Raw genomic sequence first — 15,696 nt, 5'->3', positions numbered from 1 at the left:
AGTTTTAGTGGTCAATGCGTTGAGGATCAACAACTACGTAGTTAATCGACTTGCCGTTTTTGGTTCCATCGTGATGCGAGTAGGTCATGTGCAACAGACCGTCAGGCGTTTGAATGAGGGAAGGGTAGGAGTAGCCGCCCTGCCCCGGCTGGTGGTCTTCGATGCGCGTTTTCCATCTCCAGGTTTTGCCTTCATCGTCCGACAAAAACAAACTCAACCGATAGCGCCCATCGTCAATGTCATTCCCCAGAAATGCCCACCGGCCATCCTTGAGCACGAGCAGTTCAACACTCGCGGTATTGGGAATTTCTGTTTTTGTCGTGGCTTTCCAGCTTTCCCCCCGATCGGTCGATTCGCTGATATGCACGCGGGTAGGGCCGTCTCCACTATCGCGCATAAGGGCGACAATTGATCCATCTTTCCGTTGGGCCAGGGCGGGTTGAATGGGCCCTCTTCCAACCACAGGTAAGCTGGATCGCCAGGTGGTGCCATCGTCGTCCGAGATCGCCATAAGCGAGAAATTGAAACCGTCGGAATACAGGGGGAGTACAATACGGCCTTTGTCCAGAAGTAACGGTTTGATGCGTGTCATCCAGCCTATCGAGCGTTTCCCGGCATCCCGGCTGGCCTCTATAATCATGTTGTCGTATTTGGGCGCATAGCCTCCCCAGCCAGCACTGCTTTGGGGCAAATCCTTAAATTTAGCGGCCACTTCGTTGGCAAATGGATCACCGGGTTTGAGTAGGATATTGTCCTGCCAATTCCAGATGGGTGGGCCACTTTTGGCGTAATCGGTTGAGGTTTTGACGCGAAGAATGGAGTACTCCCACTGGTTGGCCTGTACGGCTATCCATACCAGAAATAACTTCCCCTGACTATTCAGAAAAACGACCGGGTTGCAATCGGGCAGGTTGGGCGTATCGGCCATCAGGAAGGGTTCGCTCCACGCTTTTCCCCCTTTTTGTAAGCGGGCACCCATGATCTTCACATCATCGGCGGTGCGTTCGCCACTGCCCTGAAACCATACGGCCAGAAAATCGCCATTGGGCAGACTAACGAGGCTACTGCCGTGTACGTGCTTTTCCTGGGCAGGGAAAATGAGCGTTTCGCGGACAATAGCCCGATCAGGTGCCTGGGCGAAACCAGTGGTTGTTGCCAGAAAGAGGGTTATAAGTAGGAGAACTGCTTTTGTCATTGGTGTTTTTAGGCTTTTGAAGTTATCCGGTAGGCTGGCACGGGTAAACACCCGCGCCAGGTAGCCAGATACTTACTTCGCCTGTTTCCTGCGTTGCATAACTTCGCGCCAGGTGGTTAGGATAATGCCTTCTTTTTTCAGGTACGCTTTCAGTGCCGGGCCCATCATGGAAAGCATGTCGCCTAAGCGTGAGCCTCCCGAGGATGAGATTTGTTTGAACTCCTCCGATGCATCGGTACTGTGGACAATGAACATGGCAAGGCCGGGTTCCATCCGGGAAATAGCATCTTTGAACTGCTCGGTTTTATAGCTGCCCCAGGCTTCGGGGCTAACGTCTTTGGTATCGGGCCGCCAGTTTCCACTGATCGTGTGTAAGTCATCGAGGACAGGCAAACCGGCTTTCCAGATTAGTTCGCCAACCGCTTTCGTATTTTTAACAAGTTCTGGAATGGGTAACTGCATGCCTTCTTTCCATTTGCCTTCGGCTTGTAGTTTTTTGATAATTGGGTAATTCGTGCATTCGATCAGCAGTTTATCGTTGCCGCCCGGAAACATCACAGGGATGCCATACGCAATACCCACCTTTATATACCGGTCGAGGTACGACTGATCGGCAAAGAGCGTGCCCATGTGTGAGTCCAGGTGGGTGGGCTTCAGCCCCATAGCAATAGCTCTGTCGATCTGCGCTTTCATTTCCAGCTCAACTTCATCGGCTTTGGCGTGTTTGATCACGTCGGGCACTTCCGGCCAGAAAGCCCCTTCGGGATCTGTCAGGCCGGGTACCTGTTTGCCGCCTGCCAGCGGACTCCATCGGTAGTTTTTCCATTCGGAGGTCAGGGTGAGGTGGATGCCTGCGTCAATTCCCGTTTTCAGCGCATACCTCACGAAACTGGCTGCCCAGGGGCAGGGCATCATAATACTCGTAGACGTGGCCGTTCCCTGTTCCAGCGACTTGATGGTGCCCTGGTTAGATGGGTACGACATACCCGCATCGTCTACGTGAAAAATAACCACTTTCGCACCTTTCGGCCAGCCCAGCTTTTCGGCATAGGTCTGCGCATGCGTTTTACCGACAGAACAACACAGAATGGCAAACAGACTAATTAGTAGCGATTTCATAGTTTATCGATTTGTGCGAACGCACGTAACACTTATTTTTTACTGCCAATCATTCCCAGGTAGCGTCCCATCCAGTAGGGGAGTAGCCAGAAAACGGGTTCACGTTCAATATCAGGCTGGCCGTTTATGGCTGCCCAGGGGTTTTTATCCCAGCGAACAACGGTGCGTATACTGGCGGGGGGTAGCTCGCTAACCTGAAGTTCATCCAGGACCGGCGTTCGCACAATGCGCACGTCTTCACGTTTGGTATGGTCGATAGTCCAGTTAATTAAGTCAAGGGGTGTATCGACTAAAAACTCGATGGAAGGCGCTAGTTCGACTTTTTTATTGCGGGAATAGCAGTATAGGAAATTGATAAGCGGATTTCTGTCGGCTTTACGCTGTTGGAGCCAGGTATCCATATGCTCTTCATAGAAAGCCCGGATTTTGGGGTCTTTTTCGCAGCGAACCAGAATGGGATAGACATAAGCCGCCAGCATGACATCGAAGTAAATGAACCAGGCGGGATTCTGTTCCGCGATCTTCGCCATATTATCGAGATAGCCTTCTTTGTCAATGAGTTGTCGGTAATGGTGCTCGTAATCGGGTTTTCCGGTTACGTGATAGGCCAGTTTAAGAAACGCCAGCACTTCCATGGAATTCTGGTTTCGGTCGGGTGCCCAGTCGGGGTCGCGGTTAAGTTTGTTGGGCGACCACACTCCCCAGCGCGTGTGGGTACCGTCTACATCCGTCAGCGTGAAGTCGTTGGCAATGAGGTGATCAACTAGCCGGGCAACGTGTTTACGGATGACCGCTTTTTCGGCTTCATCCGCTACCAGTTCATAGTACACGTAGTAGCCCATCATGTGACCGCAGAGTTCGTCGCTGCTGGTATCGCCTTTCCACCGCCATTTCCCATCTATAGAGGTGTGCCAACGGACTTCAACGGGCTTGAATCGAGGCTCTTTTACGAGTTCGTCGGCTCGTTCCTGCGGGCTAAATGTACGGTTGCCATCGTCCACCCGAGTCCAGTTAGCCGGAACAATCGTTCGGGCAAAAAAACCATCTGGTCCCGTTACTTCCTGAAGAAGTCGTAAAAAATCAAATGCCTTTTTCGCCTTCGCTCTGGCATCTGGATTTTTTGTGGCGGCATACCGGAAGCACTCCATTGCCAGGTAGTTGGCGGTGTACTCCCCATCATTATCGTCATCGTCTGGCTCCCAGGTGGTTACACTGCCCGGAACCGGTAAGCGGCATTGCCCGGCAATCCAGGGGCTGCGTATGTGCCGCTTCATAAGCACGTCGTAGAAGTAATCCTGCTTTAGCGCCAGATTCATCGGCCTACGCTTTATAGCGCTTACACCTTTTGTTGTGGCAATCCAGGCGTTTCCTTCGGCGTCGAAGGCGATATCGTTTACGTGATCGTCGAGCAGCCACCGGCGACTAAACCGAAGGGAGTGGCTACCATCGGGCTTGTATCGAACTACGCCCGTTTCCGTTCCAACCCACATGCTTCCATCCGGTGCCCGTTCAATACAATTCACATAAACGGATGGAATGCCCTGTGCTGGTTGCAGCACCCGTTTGGGCTTTCCCTGCTGCAAAATTGTTACTCCGCCAAGACCCGCAACCCACAGCTGTTGAGCCGTATCGAACGCAATGCCTTTGGTGGAAGCACTCAGTAACTCATCTGTTTTTTGGAGGAGCGTGGTTTGGTTAGGGGTAGCATGAAACAGACCAACGTCCGTGGCAATCCAAAGGCCACCCTGCCGATCCGACAGTGCATGTCGGATGGAGCGTGCGATAGGGTAGTTCTTTTTCTGACAGCCAGTTGCGTTGATCAGCCATACCCCTTGTGGTCCTATTGCGTAGGTACCTTCCGATGCCGTAACCACCGATGAAATGGGCGCTACGGGGCCTGCGATCTGAGTAAGCTTCTGATTTGTATACTGATAGAGGCCATTCCAGGCGCCCACCCACACTACCGACTGTGCATCGGCAGCTACTGAATAGGCAGGACCTTGATCGGTAGGTGAGAATAGAGCTGTCCATTCCGTCTGGGTCGCTTTTTTTACGAATACTCCAGCGGCTGTAGCAATCCAGACTGACCCCTGACCGTCGACGACAATGCTGCGTACCTCATTGGCTCTGGCATCCACCCCAACCGGATATGGTTCATGGTATTCCTGTTCGAATGGTACATCGGTATAGATGCTTGTCGATGCGCTGTTTTCCTCCGACGAACGCATACCCGACTGGCAGGCCCAGAGCAGAAGGCCCAGCATACCAGCGGTAGTCGCTTGTCGGAAACATCGATACAACTTCATTCGGGATTGGGGCGTCGTCATGCGTAGCGTTCCCCTGATATACTCCCTGGCTGGTGTATCGGACTATTGCCAGCATGGTAAATTTCCAGATCAACGGAAGGAAGATAATTGTCTGCTGGTATGGCTAGAGGCTATTTCTGCTTCCAAACGGTACGTTACCCCAACGTTATGTGCCTTCCAATCAATACATGCTGGTTTTTTTGTAAACACCTGATACTGTGCGAATAGTAGATTTTTTTCAGGCAGAAATATTATGTCAGTATAAATTTTAATGACTTTGCGCAAATTGAAGGCAATTTTACGCAAGAAGCGAAAATAAATTGAAATAGGCAGGTCTATATTTGTTGCGGCTACGGAGTGTACGCCAAATTTTATTTTGAATAAATCTCCATGGCAGATTGATTAATAACTAACAGTGCGAGTTGGCGAAAAATCATTCTGTCTAATTAATCCAAAATCCTATTCGGTGATTTTCTGGATTTGTTTATAAAAATTTTGTGATTAATTCAATTTGCGAGTTTTTGTTGGATTTTACCGTAAACAAGCGGTCTGTAGATCTGATGAAATACCTGATTGTTCGATCTGAATTAGTGCCGTGTTTCTATTCTGAATTTCCACCTTAACTTTTCTATACTCATGGCTTGTCCCACCGAAAGCATTATTCTCCTGGCTATTCAGGGTGATCAGGCGGCTTTTGCTAAAGTATACCAGCATTACCGGACACCAGCGCTTAAGTTCAGCATCTCCCTCCTGAAGGATAAGGAAGAAGCCGAAAATATGGTGCATGATGTATTTATAAAGATCTGGGAGAAACGGGCGCTTATTAACCCAGAACTGAATTTTAGCTCCTACCTCTTTACCTGCCTGCGGAATATGATATTTGATTACCTAAAGCAGATGGAAAAAAGCCAGCTGCTCAGGCAACGGTATATGGAACGGATGGAGCGGAATTCCCAAGATGATCCGGAAGAGTTGGAAGTCAGATGTATGCTCCTCCACACGGCCATTAATGCACTATCTGAAAAACGAAAACAGATTCTACTGCTCAATGTAGAAGGTGGGAAATCGTATCAGGAAATAGCCGAATCACTACGTATCTCAAAGAATACAGTAAAGAACCAGCTCGTAAAAGCCAAGCAATTGTTGCGGGAGCGGGTAGACTTATCGAACTAACTAAAATAAATACAGTCAGGGGAATAGTCTTTTTTTCGGCCTTGCCCGTAGTATGTGTAAACTGCCTAAACACCAAAGCAATGTCGAGGCAAGGCATCACATACCTTCTTGAGAAATTAATCAGCAACAACCTGTCGAAAGAAGAGCTCGATGAATTTTTGGCAGGTCTGCATAGTCCCGAGGACAGACAGGCCTACTCTGATGTACTCGAGGCTTACTTTACTGAATTGCTGAATCAACACGAGTTTCAACCTGAACCTGATAAACAACCGGAGTAGACACGAGTCTGCCAACTCCATGAACGGGTATAATCACGTACGTGAATAGATAATGAATAATGTACAAAGAATAATGTATACTGATTGATCTGCGAACTTATCTTTCTGAAAGCCAGTGTGTTATTTGCTAATTGTTCATCACCCATTAATCGTTGTACATTACCCATTGCCGTTTCTCTTAATTAACCTTTGTATTTATTGAACATCTCATAACTGAACACGAATGAAACCATTTTCTACTTTTCAGTTTATTCTGAGGCAAACGCTAACCATTGTCATGCTGGTGGGAGTTTGCTGTATGCATGCGCTGGCCAATGGGCCGGCCAGAAGTAAACCGGCCAGATCCATCACCGGGAACGTAACCTTAGGCACCAATAACCAGCCTATTGCAGGGGTCAACGTCTTGATAAAAGGCACCCAGATTGGTACCGTTACCGATAAATCCGGGAACTACTCTATTACCGTCAACAACGATAATGCGGTTCTGGTCTATTCCTTTATCGGGTATAAAACGCAGGAAATAGCGGTCGGCAATAAGTCGGTCATTGATGTAGCCTTAGTTGAAAACAACGAAGTTCTGGGCGAAGTCGTCGTTACCGCTTTGGGTATCAAGCGTGAAGCGCGCTCGTTGGGCTACTCGGTTGGCGAAGTACAGGGCAAGGATCTGAGCCGGGTGGCGCAGGAAAACGTACTGAACTCACTGGCAGGCCGTGTAGCGGGGGTGCAAATCAGCTCAACTGGACCCTCGGGTTCGTCGGTGAGCATGATTATCCGGGGTGCAAAATCCCTGAATACGGATAACCAGCCTTTGTTTGTGGTGGATGGAGTTCCGGTTGCCAACTCATTGAATAACGTGAGCCAGATCGGGAACGACAACCGCGTCGATTACGGGAACGCCATTTCCGATATCAACCCCGACGATGTGGAAAACATATCGATCCTGAAAGGTCCCAGTGCCGCTGCCCTCTACGGTTCTCGGGCGGGTAACGGTGTAGTACTGATCACGACAAAAAGCGGTTCTAAATCGCAGAAAATGACCGTATCGGTTACGTCAAATACGGTATTTGATCAGCCGTACAAATACCTGAAAATGTCGAGCCAATTTGCTACTGGTATTCTGCCCTTTACGCCGGACAACAACCCGTATCCGGGCGGCATTCTGCAAATTGACGAAAGCTCGTCGGGTGGTGTTGGTCCTGAACTGGATAAAGGGTACAAAGCTATACAATGGAATAGCCCGGTTGGATCGGATGGGAAGCAAATTCCAACGCCCCTCGTTTCGCACCCCAACAACGTTCGTGATTTTGTGAGAACCGGTATTACCAGCACAAACGGCGTCTCGATCTCGAATAACTCGGAAAAGGTCACCTATCGGCTTTCGTATTCCAATATGACCAGCCGGGGTATTATTCCAAACTCTGATCTGTTCAAAAACACGCTGGCCCTCAATACAACGGTACGGGTGAGTAACAAGCTGACCCTGAGCACCAACCTGGACTTCAGCCGGAATAACTCCAACAACCGCCCGGCTGGCGAACGGGGTACCAATCCCATGCAGTGGGCGTATGCCGTTGGCTCGCACATCGATATCAATGACCTTCGCGATTATTGGGTACCTGGTAAAGAAGGGCTTCAGCAGAAGTCACAGAGTATCGGCAACTACAACAACCCGTACTTCCTGGCTTATGAAGTGAACAACAGCTATGTGCGGGACCGGGTGTTTGGCAACCTGCGGGCAGAATGGCAGCTAACTCCCGAAATCAAATTAATGGGTCGCTATTCGCTCGACACCTATTCTGAACAGCGGGAAACCAAAATTGCCAAGAGCTATACCGGTGAGCCCAATGGCGCTTATGGGTTGATTAACCTGAAACGCTACGAACGGAATGCCGACTTCCTGGCTACCTATACCAAACGGTTCAATGCGCTGAGCGTCGTAGTATCGGCGGGGGGGAACAACCGGTACTCGCAGTCAACGGATCTAAGTAACAGCAGCAAAAATGGAGCAGGGTTAATTATTCCGGGTCTGTACACCATTCAGAATATTGCACCAAACAACCTTCAGTACAATAATTACCTGTACAAAAAGGCTATTTACAGTGCGTATGCCACGGCCAACTTAGGCTTCAAAGACATGATTTACCTGGACTTGACCGCCCGAAACGACTGGTCAAGTACCCTGCCGGTCAACAACCGTTCGTATTTCTACCCCTCGGCTTCGGTGAGTTTGTTGCTCAACGAGATGTTTCACATCTCCAACAACGTTGATCTGTTTAAAGTACGGGCGGGTGTAGCACAGGTAGGTAACGATGCCAACCCCTACAGTTTGTACCCCACGTTGGGCGATGCGGGTGCCTGGAATGGCGTAACGCGTCTGTCAAAATCAGGAAGCATCCTGCTGCCAGAACTGAAGCCTGAAATTGCCACCTCCTATGAAGTGGGTATTGATTACAATATGTTCCGGAACCGACTCCGTTTTTCGGGAACCTATTATATGTCGGAGAACCGCAACCAGATTCTACCCTCGCAGATTGCTCCTTCTTCGGGCTTCACTACCAAAAATATCAATGCGGGTCTGCTGGAAAGCCGGGGTGTTGAACTCTCGCTGGGAGGAATCATTCTCGACAAAGGCGGCCTGCGCTGGGACCTGACCACCAACTTCACAAAGAACACAACCCGTATTAAAGAACTGGCCGAAGGTATACCCTATTACACCTTATGGACGGATGCCAAAGGCGGTGCCTGGACCTACGTAGGCGATAAAGTTGGAGATATCTATGATGCCGCCGTTATTACCGTAACCGACCAGAAATCACCGTATTATGGCTACCCAATTCTGGACAACGATGGCTCCTGGCAGAGCACAAGTGCTACCAACACGAAGAACAAGATCGGAAACTTCAACCCCAACTTTATTCTGGGTGCCCAGAGTTCCTTGTCGTACAAAGGCTTCACTCTCAATCTCTCCCTCGATTGGCGGTCTGGTGGTGATTTCGTCTCGCAGACGTACCGCTACATGGAATCGGATCTGCGCTCACAGCGGTTTCTGGATAACCTGATCAATCCAGGTGGTCGTTCGGGCGACGAGTTGCGCAACTGGCTGGTGGCCAATCAGGATGAGTACATCAAAATTCACGGTAATTTCTTCCCAATTGTGGGCGGTCCAACGGCAGCGTATGGCGGGTATCCTTTTGAATTCGGGGGTAAAACCTATGCATACGGTGTATTCAATCCGGGGGTTATTGCGCAGTATGACTCGCAGGGTAACATCACTGGCTACACGGAAAATCTGGGTGGATCGGGCACCAAAATTATCCCTTATGGCGATAACTACCCCTGGAGCTTTACCCGGGCAGCTACCTTCGATGCCTCGTTTGTTAAACTGCGGGAGATTTCGCTGGGGTACGATATTCCCGCTAAATTCGTGAAGTCGATTGGCTTACAGAATGCTACGTTCTCCGTCTATAGCCGTAACATTATTCTGTGGACAGCCGCTAAAATCAACGTTGATCCCGAAATGGCCTTCCAGCCTCAGTCCAGCCCACAAGCGGGGACCCAGTTTAAGCAAGGTATTGAACGCTATAACGTAACCCCCTGGACGATTCCGGTTGGTTTCAAACTTGGTCTCACGTTCTAAACTCATTGTCATTCATAGTCATTCGTAGTCATTGAGTCATTTGTAGGAACAAGCTGAGTGGTAGTTGATTGAGTAGCGCAACGCCTGACAACTGAAATGACTAAAAATGACCACTAATGACTAAAAACGTAATTCAGTCATGAAAAATATACTCAAAAAGAGCACGATCTGCCTGGTTCTGTTTGTGTCTTTCCTGTTTTCCTGTAAAGACCTGAGCCAGTTGAATGTGAATCCCAACGGCGTTCAGCCCGAAACGGTGAACCCCAACCTGGTTTTGCCAACGGTCCTAACTGAAACCGCTAAACTTTACCTAAACCTGGGTTTTCAGGATATTGCCGGTGTCGTGCAACATACGCAGAAAGATGCCTGGTTTAGCGGCCATAACGACTACGACTGGGGTGGCGATCAGAGCTGGACGGCTTATTATGATCAGCTTCGGAATAATGACCTGGTTTACCAACGGGCTGTTGCGCTGAACATGGAATTTCAGCAGGGCGTAGCGCTGGTCATGAAATCCATGCTCTTCGGCCTGATCACCGACCTATGGGGTGACGCACCTTATACCAATGCACTGAAAGGCGAACTGGGTGGTACAGATAACATTGCACCAAAATACGACGGTCAGGATGTAATTTATGCGGGTATTCTGGCAGACCTGGATAAAGCCAATACCTTGCTTTCAAAACCCAAGGCATCTTACTCGAGTATTGTGGAAAGTGCCGATGTGTATTATGCGGGTGATCCTACCAAATGGCAGAAACTGGCTAACTCGCTCAAGCTTCGGTATCTGATGCGGATTTCGGCCAAACAGCCTGATGTGGCAAAAGCTGGCATTGAGAAAATCGTAGCCAATCCGGCACAGTATCCCATCATTGACGATGCCTCTGTCGATGCCACCATGGCGTATGTGGGTAACAACTCGGGCGATGCCTGGCCATCGAATGCCGTGTTCGATATTAGCGGAAGCAACTATCGCCGGATAAAAATGTGCTCTACATTGCTCAAGCCGATGCAGGCAACCAGTGATCCCCGTCTGGCCATCTGGGCCAAAAAGGTAGAGATTCCGTTGGCTGTGGATGCTACGCTGCCAGCCGGTACGGATAAAATTGTAAACGGGGTTCGGTACCTATCGCCTGATAAAGTTGGAACGACTCAAATTGATACCGATCCTAATTACGTTGGCTTGCCACCCAGTGTTTCTCAGCTTCCATCGGGCTATAACTTCAACCCAACCCCCGGCCAGACATCGGTTAACCCGCACGTTTCGTACCTGAACGAAATATATACGCAGGCCAAAGGAACGCTACTAAAAGCCCGACTGGTTTCGGCGGCTGAAGTACGGTTTATTCTGGCCGAAGCAGCACAGAAAGGCTGGGCCGCTGGCGATGCCAAAACCCAATACGAAGCGGGTGTAAAAGCCTCGTTAACTGCCTGGGGATTGGCCAGTAGTTATACGGCCTTCATTGCGCAGAAAGGTGTTGCCTATGATGGCACATTGTCGCAGCTCATTGGTCAAAAATGGATTGCCAGCTGGACAGCTGCTACCGAAGCCTGGTTTGATTACCGGCGGACCGGTTTGCCAGCCTTATCGGCAGGTTATGCGGCTAAACGGAAAGCCCTTCCCCTTCGTTTTTACTACATGCGGGATGAGTTGAATCTCAACAAAACGAACTCGGCAGCCGCTATGGATAAGCTGGAAGTGACCGCCAACTCGCAGTCTGATGGTAAAAACAGCGCCTGGTCAAAACCTTGGCTGGTTCAGGGTACCGGTAAGCCCTGGTAGTTACTGGTTAATGTGTGTGATGCCCAATAGCATAAGGCCGGGCCACGTTGGCTCTGGCCTTGTGCTATTATTAGACTTTGAGGCTTTGATGGCGCAAGGCTCCTGCCTTGTGCCTATTATTCTCCGGCCTCTGGCCGCATTATTATAATTGCTTAATACCGGCCAGAGGCCGGAGAATAGTAGACACAAGGCAGGAGCCTTGCGCCATCAAACTATGAAAAAACTCCTTGTCATGCTTGCCTACTTATGGCTGTCTACCCCCGCTTTGGCGCAGGATTTCAAAGCGGGAGCGGCTGTCAGGCTGATTACACCGAATCCTCTCTTACCCGTTTCGGGAGGGATTGGTACGCCGAAAAAAGCGGTTGAGAAAAAAGGGGAGCTATTTGTCCGGGCCTGTGTCTTTGAAAAAGGGGGCACCCGAATAGCCATCGTCAGCGTCGATAATCTGGGCTGGCCGTCGGTGTTGGGTAATAAATCCAGAGCGCTCATCAAGGGCATTCCGCCCGAAAATATCCTGATCGGCTGTACGCACACGCACAGTGGCCCCGATGCCTACGGTTTCCCGAATGAGAAAGGAGAGTCTTTTGCCGATCTTCCGTACCTGGATAAATGCGTACAGGCTATGGCCGATGCAGTGAATGAAGCCGTGACGAAATTGGCTCCGGCTTCGCTGAAAATTGCGGTTGGCGATGCAAAAGGGCAAATCGCCTACAACTATTACGCGCCTGAGTTATATGATCCACGATGTGGTGTTATTCAGGCAATAGCAACGGCTGGAACGAATGCCGGTAAACCCATTGTAACGCTGGTTAACTACGCTATTCACCCCGAAGTAATTGGCTCGGGTCGAGGCATTCTTAGCCCTGATCTATGCGGTCCGCTCTGCGAGCGAATTGAATCGAAAGTGGGTGGTGTTGCGCTGTTTATGAATGGTGCTCAGGGTGGCATGGTCACGGCCGATAACCGGCGTGAAGGATCGAAAGAAGCGAACACCTGGGAAGAATGTATCCGAATTGGGGAATTACTGGCCGATGAAGCTTTACGTATTGTGAGTCCCGCTGAGACTCAGGCTAATCCCACGCTGTTCTGTACCGCCCGAAACGTCACGTTTCCGATTGAATCGGATGTGATGAAATACATCGTCAAAAACTCGCCGTTGAAATACAAAGTAAGTCCCGGCGATAAGGTTATAACTCAGGTAAACCTGCTCAACGTTGGTACCGCCCAGATCCTAACCATTCCGGGCGAAGCTTTGCCGAATATTGGGTTTTACCTCAAACGACACATGCACACCAAGGTCCCGTTGCTGTTTGGCCTGACGAACGATGCTTTTGGCTACATGCTGACCAAAGTAGACTTCAACAGTTTCAAACGATATGACTACGTAAGCCGCACCAGTCTTGGAGGGAATACCGCCGAAATTTACATGGACGAAGCGCTGAAATTAGTGGCCGACTCACCGAAGGCAGATAGCTACAAGTAGCGCGGACATTCTGTCCGCGCTACCTATACATTAACCCCTAATACATCAATGAAAGCCTATTTCCTAAAAACCCTTGCCTTTCTTGGCTTTATCAGTATCAGTACGCTTTTTTCATTTAATTCTTCCAACCCAGCCGACGGTATCACCCCATCAACGGCATTGGAAAGCTATTTGAAAAATGGCGATCAGACGTTTAAATGGGAGGTAAAAGACACCTACACCTATGGCGACATTACGGCCTACGAGGTATTACTGACGTCCCAAAAATGGCGGGAACATATCTGGAAGCACCAACTGACGGTACTCGTTCCGAAGGAAATCAAATACGATGGTGCGCTGCTGTTTATTACGGGTGGTTCTGTTAAAGAAGGCGAGCCAAACTGGAACAAACGGGAAGACGGATTTAACCGGGCAATCAGTACGCTGGCCAGCAAGAACAACGCTATTGCAGCCGTACTGCGGCAAACACCCAATCAGCCGTTGTATGGCAATCTGACCGAAGATGCCCTGATTTCGTATACCCTGCATCAGTTCAAAAAAGACGGTGATTATTCCTGGCCGCTGCTGTTTCCGATGGTGAAGAGTGCCGTTCGGGCAATGGATGCGGTGCAGGCATTAGCCAAAGAAACGCTGCATAAAGACGTCAATCGGTTTGTTGTGTCGGGTGCCTCCAAGCGTGGCTGGACTACCTGGCTCACGGGGGCGAGTGATAAACGGGTTACGGCCATTGCGCCTATGGTGATCGATATTCTGAATATGCCGGTCAATCTGGATTATCAAATTAAGAGCTGGAACAAGTATAGTGAACAGATTGAAGATTATGTAAAAATCGGTATTCCGCAGAGCGCTAACACCAAAGAAGGAACTGCCATCAATGAAATGATTGACCCCTATTCGTACCGAAAAAAATTAACCATGCCCAAAATGTTGTTCATGGGTACCAATGATGAATACTGGACGGTTGATGCCGTTAAACACTACATTGGCCAGATACCGGGCGAAAATTATATTCATTACGTTCCCAATGTTGGTCATGACCTGGGCGATAAGCGGCAGGCACTGGAAGCATTAAACGCTTTTTTCGGAACTACCTTAGCTAAACAACCCTACCCGGCCTGTACATGGGCCGTCTCGACCACGAAGAAAGGGGTAGATATTACAGTAAAAGCAACGTCCGATAAGCTGGAAGATGTTACGGTTTGGTCGGCGAATTCGACGGATATGATTTTTCAGGACGAAAAGTGGGAAGGTAAAAGCTTGGGTATCAAGAATAAATCTAGCTTCTCTGTCAATGAATTGTATCCGGCATCGGGTTATCGGGCGTTTTACGTCGACCTGAAATATAAAGCGCCAACCGGCGGAACCTATACCGAAAGTACCCGGATGTTCCTGACCGATAATGACGAGATTTTCCTGAAGTAAGTAGTGAACCTTCCTCTTTTTAAAAGCTCCGTTAACAGTTCGACGGCCAATGTTGATTACTTAAAAAGGGCCGATCAGCCAGGTCAGACAGTCAGACATGCCATATCTTAAAGATATGGCATGTCTGACTGTCTGACCTGGCTGATCGGCCCTTTTTAAGTTTACTAACCCATTAATCTACTAAGCTAATGCATCTTCTACCGATGTTTTGGCTTTTTTGAGTGAGCCTTTCAGTGATTTACCGACAGACTCCGCTGACTTTTTTGCGGAGGCGGCTCCCTTCCAGGCCTGATAGCGGTACCTCGCCGTATCATACGAATTATTCCGGCGGTAAGCCAGGTAAAGTCCGGCTATGACACCCGCTGCCAGACCGACACTCACGGCCAGGTTGGGTACTTGTTTTTTCGACTGCTCATCCGACTCGTCTTTGGGTGTCATGTCTTTTCGGACATTGGCTGCTAGCAAGGGGTCGGGGAGGACGTGGGCCATGGCTACCCGTGCCTTGTTCATCCAGCCAGCTACCACATGGTCTTTGCCCTGCATTAACGCTTCGTAGCCTTCCTTGGCCACGTCGGCTGGGTTTGCCGTTTTGGCAGGGTCGGCACCTTTGGTATGGGCCGCACCCGCTTTGTTGAAGAAATCCGTATTAGTAGCCCCAGGCATCAGCACCGTAATGGTGATGTTGGTATCGTTCAGTTCATTCCGAATGGCTTCCGAAAACGATTTAATGAACGCCTTCGTTGCGCCGTAAACGGCCATCATCGGATTCGGAATGACGGACACTTCGGAACCCAGCATCAGGATTTTACCTTCATTGCGCTGAACCATATCCTTCAAATACAATTTGGTCAGGTGCATCAGGGATACGGCATTAATCTGCACAATGGCTAATTCTTTCTGCAAATCGGTTTCGGTCGCAAATTTGCCATACTCGCCCATACCCGCGTCGTTAACTAAGATATTTACCGTAAGGCCTTGTTGCTGCGTTTGTTCGTAGATAGCATCGGCCGCCTTGGGATCCGCCAGATCCTGAGCTATAATGGTTGTTTTAATGCCGAACTGTTGCTCGTATTCATCCGCAATTTGCCGGAGGCTATCGCCCGAACGGGCAACCAGAATCAGGTTATAACCGTCTTTGGCAAACAGGTTAGTCAGTTCACGGCCGATGCCGCTGGTGGCCCCCGTAATGAGAACCGTCTTGTCTGTTGGAGTTTCCATAGTTGAGTTGTTCAATACTGATTCTGATTGTGTTGTCAGGTTCTTAAACCTGATGTTGTGAGGTTTCTTAAAACCAACACCA

10 protein-coding genes are annotated in these 15,696 nt (G+C 49.5%); 6 read left to right on the top strand and 4 right to left on the bottom strand.

All coding sequences use genetic code 11. The features are described 5' to 3' along the window. Positions 1-4 precede the first annotated feature (4 nt). From ACYVGO_RS23790 to ACYVGO_RS23780, 3 genes are all read right to left on the bottom strand, one after another. Positions 5-1,195, bottom strand: coding sequence for a sialidase family protein (locus ACYVGO_RS23790; RefSeq protein WP_460971407.1), 1,191 nt, complete (start codon positions 1,193-1,195; stop codon positions 5-7). A 72-nt stretch (positions 1,196-1,267) separates the two neighbouring features. Next, positions 1,268-2,314, bottom strand: a complete 1,047-nt coding sequence (locus ACYVGO_RS23785) for a polysaccharide deacetylase family protein (RefSeq protein WP_460971406.1) — start codon at positions 2,312-2,314, stop codon at positions 1,268-1,270. Between the two features lie 32 nt (positions 2,315-2,346). Beyond that, on the bottom strand, positions 2,347-4,620 hold the full coding sequence (locus tag ACYVGO_RS23780) for a ligand-binding sensor domain-containing protein (protein WP_460971405.1): 2,274 nt from the start codon (positions 4,618-4,620) through the stop codon (positions 2,347-2,349). A 636-nt stretch (positions 4,621-5,256) separates the two neighbouring features. Here ACYVGO_RS23780 and ACYVGO_RS23775 point away from each other — a divergent pair. The 6 genes from ACYVGO_RS23775 (at position 5,257) to ACYVGO_RS23750 (ending at position 14,396) form a co-directional block, all read left to right on the top strand. After that, complete coding sequence (locus ACYVGO_RS23775; RefSeq protein WP_142771642.1) at positions 5,257-5,793, top strand: RNA polymerase sigma factor; 537 nt, start codon at positions 5,257-5,259, stop codon at positions 5,791-5,793. Positions 5,794-5,873: 80 nt separating this feature from the next. Beyond that, a complete protein-coding gene (locus tag ACYVGO_RS23770; RefSeq protein ID WP_142771643.1) occupies positions 5,874-6,071 on the top strand; it encodes a hypothetical protein in 198 nt (65 codons plus the stop codon). A gap of 223 nt (positions 6,072-6,294) precedes the next feature. Further along, positions 6,295-9,708 carry a SusC/RagA family TonB-linked outer membrane protein gene (locus tag ACYVGO_RS23765; protein ID WP_460971404.1) on the top strand — a complete coding sequence of 1,138 codons (3,414 nt, stop codon included), beginning with the start codon at positions 6,295-6,297 and terminating at the stop codon, positions 9,706-9,708. A gap of 139 nt (positions 9,709-9,847) precedes the next feature. Beyond that, a complete protein-coding gene (locus ACYVGO_RS23760; protein WP_460971403.1) occupies positions 9,848-11,491 on the top strand; it encodes a SusD/RagB family nutrient-binding outer membrane lipoprotein in 1,644 nt (547 codons plus the stop codon). A 214-nt stretch (positions 11,492-11,705) separates the two neighbouring features. Further along, positions 11,706-12,974 carry a hypothetical protein gene (locus tag ACYVGO_RS23755; protein ID WP_460971402.1) on the top strand — a complete coding sequence of 423 codons (1,269 nt, stop codon included), beginning with the start codon at positions 11,706-11,708 and terminating at the stop codon, positions 12,972-12,974. 48 nt (positions 12,975-13,022) lie between these two features. Further along, complete coding sequence (locus ACYVGO_RS23750) at positions 13,023-14,396, top strand: PhoPQ-activated pathogenicity-related family protein (RefSeq protein WP_460971401.1); 1,374 nt, start codon at positions 13,023-13,025, stop codon at positions 14,394-14,396. Between the two features lie 180 nt (positions 14,397-14,576). Here ACYVGO_RS23750 and ACYVGO_RS23745 read toward each other — a convergent pair whose 3' ends face one another. Then, a complete protein-coding gene (locus tag ACYVGO_RS23745) occupies positions 14,577-15,614 on the bottom strand; it encodes an SDR family NAD(P)-dependent oxidoreductase (protein WP_460971400.1) in 1,038 nt (345 codons plus the stop codon). Positions 15,615-15,696: the final 82 nt, after the last annotated feature.

Source organism: Spirosoma migulaei (assembly GCF_054776855.1).
This window is presented reverse-complemented; position numbering and strand designations above follow the sequence as displayed.

Bases quoted from the DNA above. Each gene is read 5' to 3' on its own strand.
- ACYVGO_RS23790 (WP_460971407.1), bottom strand. From the start codon at position 1,195: ATGACAAAAGCAGTTCTCCTACTTATAACCCTCTTTCTGGCAACAACC.
- ACYVGO_RS23765 (WP_460971404.1), top strand. From the start codon at position 6,295: ATGAAACCATTTTCTACTTTTCAGTTTATTCTGAGGCAAACGCTAACC.
- ACYVGO_RS23760 (WP_460971403.1), top strand. From the start codon at position 9,848: ATGAAAAATATACTCAAAAAGAGCACGATCTGCCTGGTTCTGTTTGTG.
- ACYVGO_RS23780 (WP_460971405.1), bottom strand. From the start codon at position 4,620: ATGAAGTTGTATCGATGTTTCCGACAAGCGACTACCGCTGGTATGCTG.
- ACYVGO_RS23775 (WP_142771642.1), top strand. From the start codon at position 5,257: ATGGCTTGTCCCACCGAAAGCATTATTCTCCTGGCTATTCAGGGTGAT.
- ACYVGO_RS23755 (WP_460971402.1), top strand. From the start codon at position 11,706: ATGAAAAAACTCCTTGTCATGCTTGCCTACTTATGGCTGTCTACCCCC.
- ACYVGO_RS23785 (WP_460971406.1), bottom strand. From the start codon at position 2,314: ATGAAATCGCTACTAATTAGTCTGTTTGCCATTCTGTGTTGTTCTGTC.
- ACYVGO_RS23750 (WP_460971401.1), top strand. From the start codon at position 13,023: ATGAAAGCCTATTTCCTAAAAACCCTTGCCTTTCTTGGCTTTATCAGT.
- ACYVGO_RS23770 (WP_142771643.1), top strand. From the start codon at position 5,874: ATGTCGAGGCAAGGCATCACATACCTTCTTGAGAAATTAATCAGCAAC.
- ACYVGO_RS23745 (WP_460971400.1), bottom strand. From the start codon at position 15,614: ATGGAAACTCCAACAGACAAGACGGTTCTCATTACGGGGGCCACCAGC.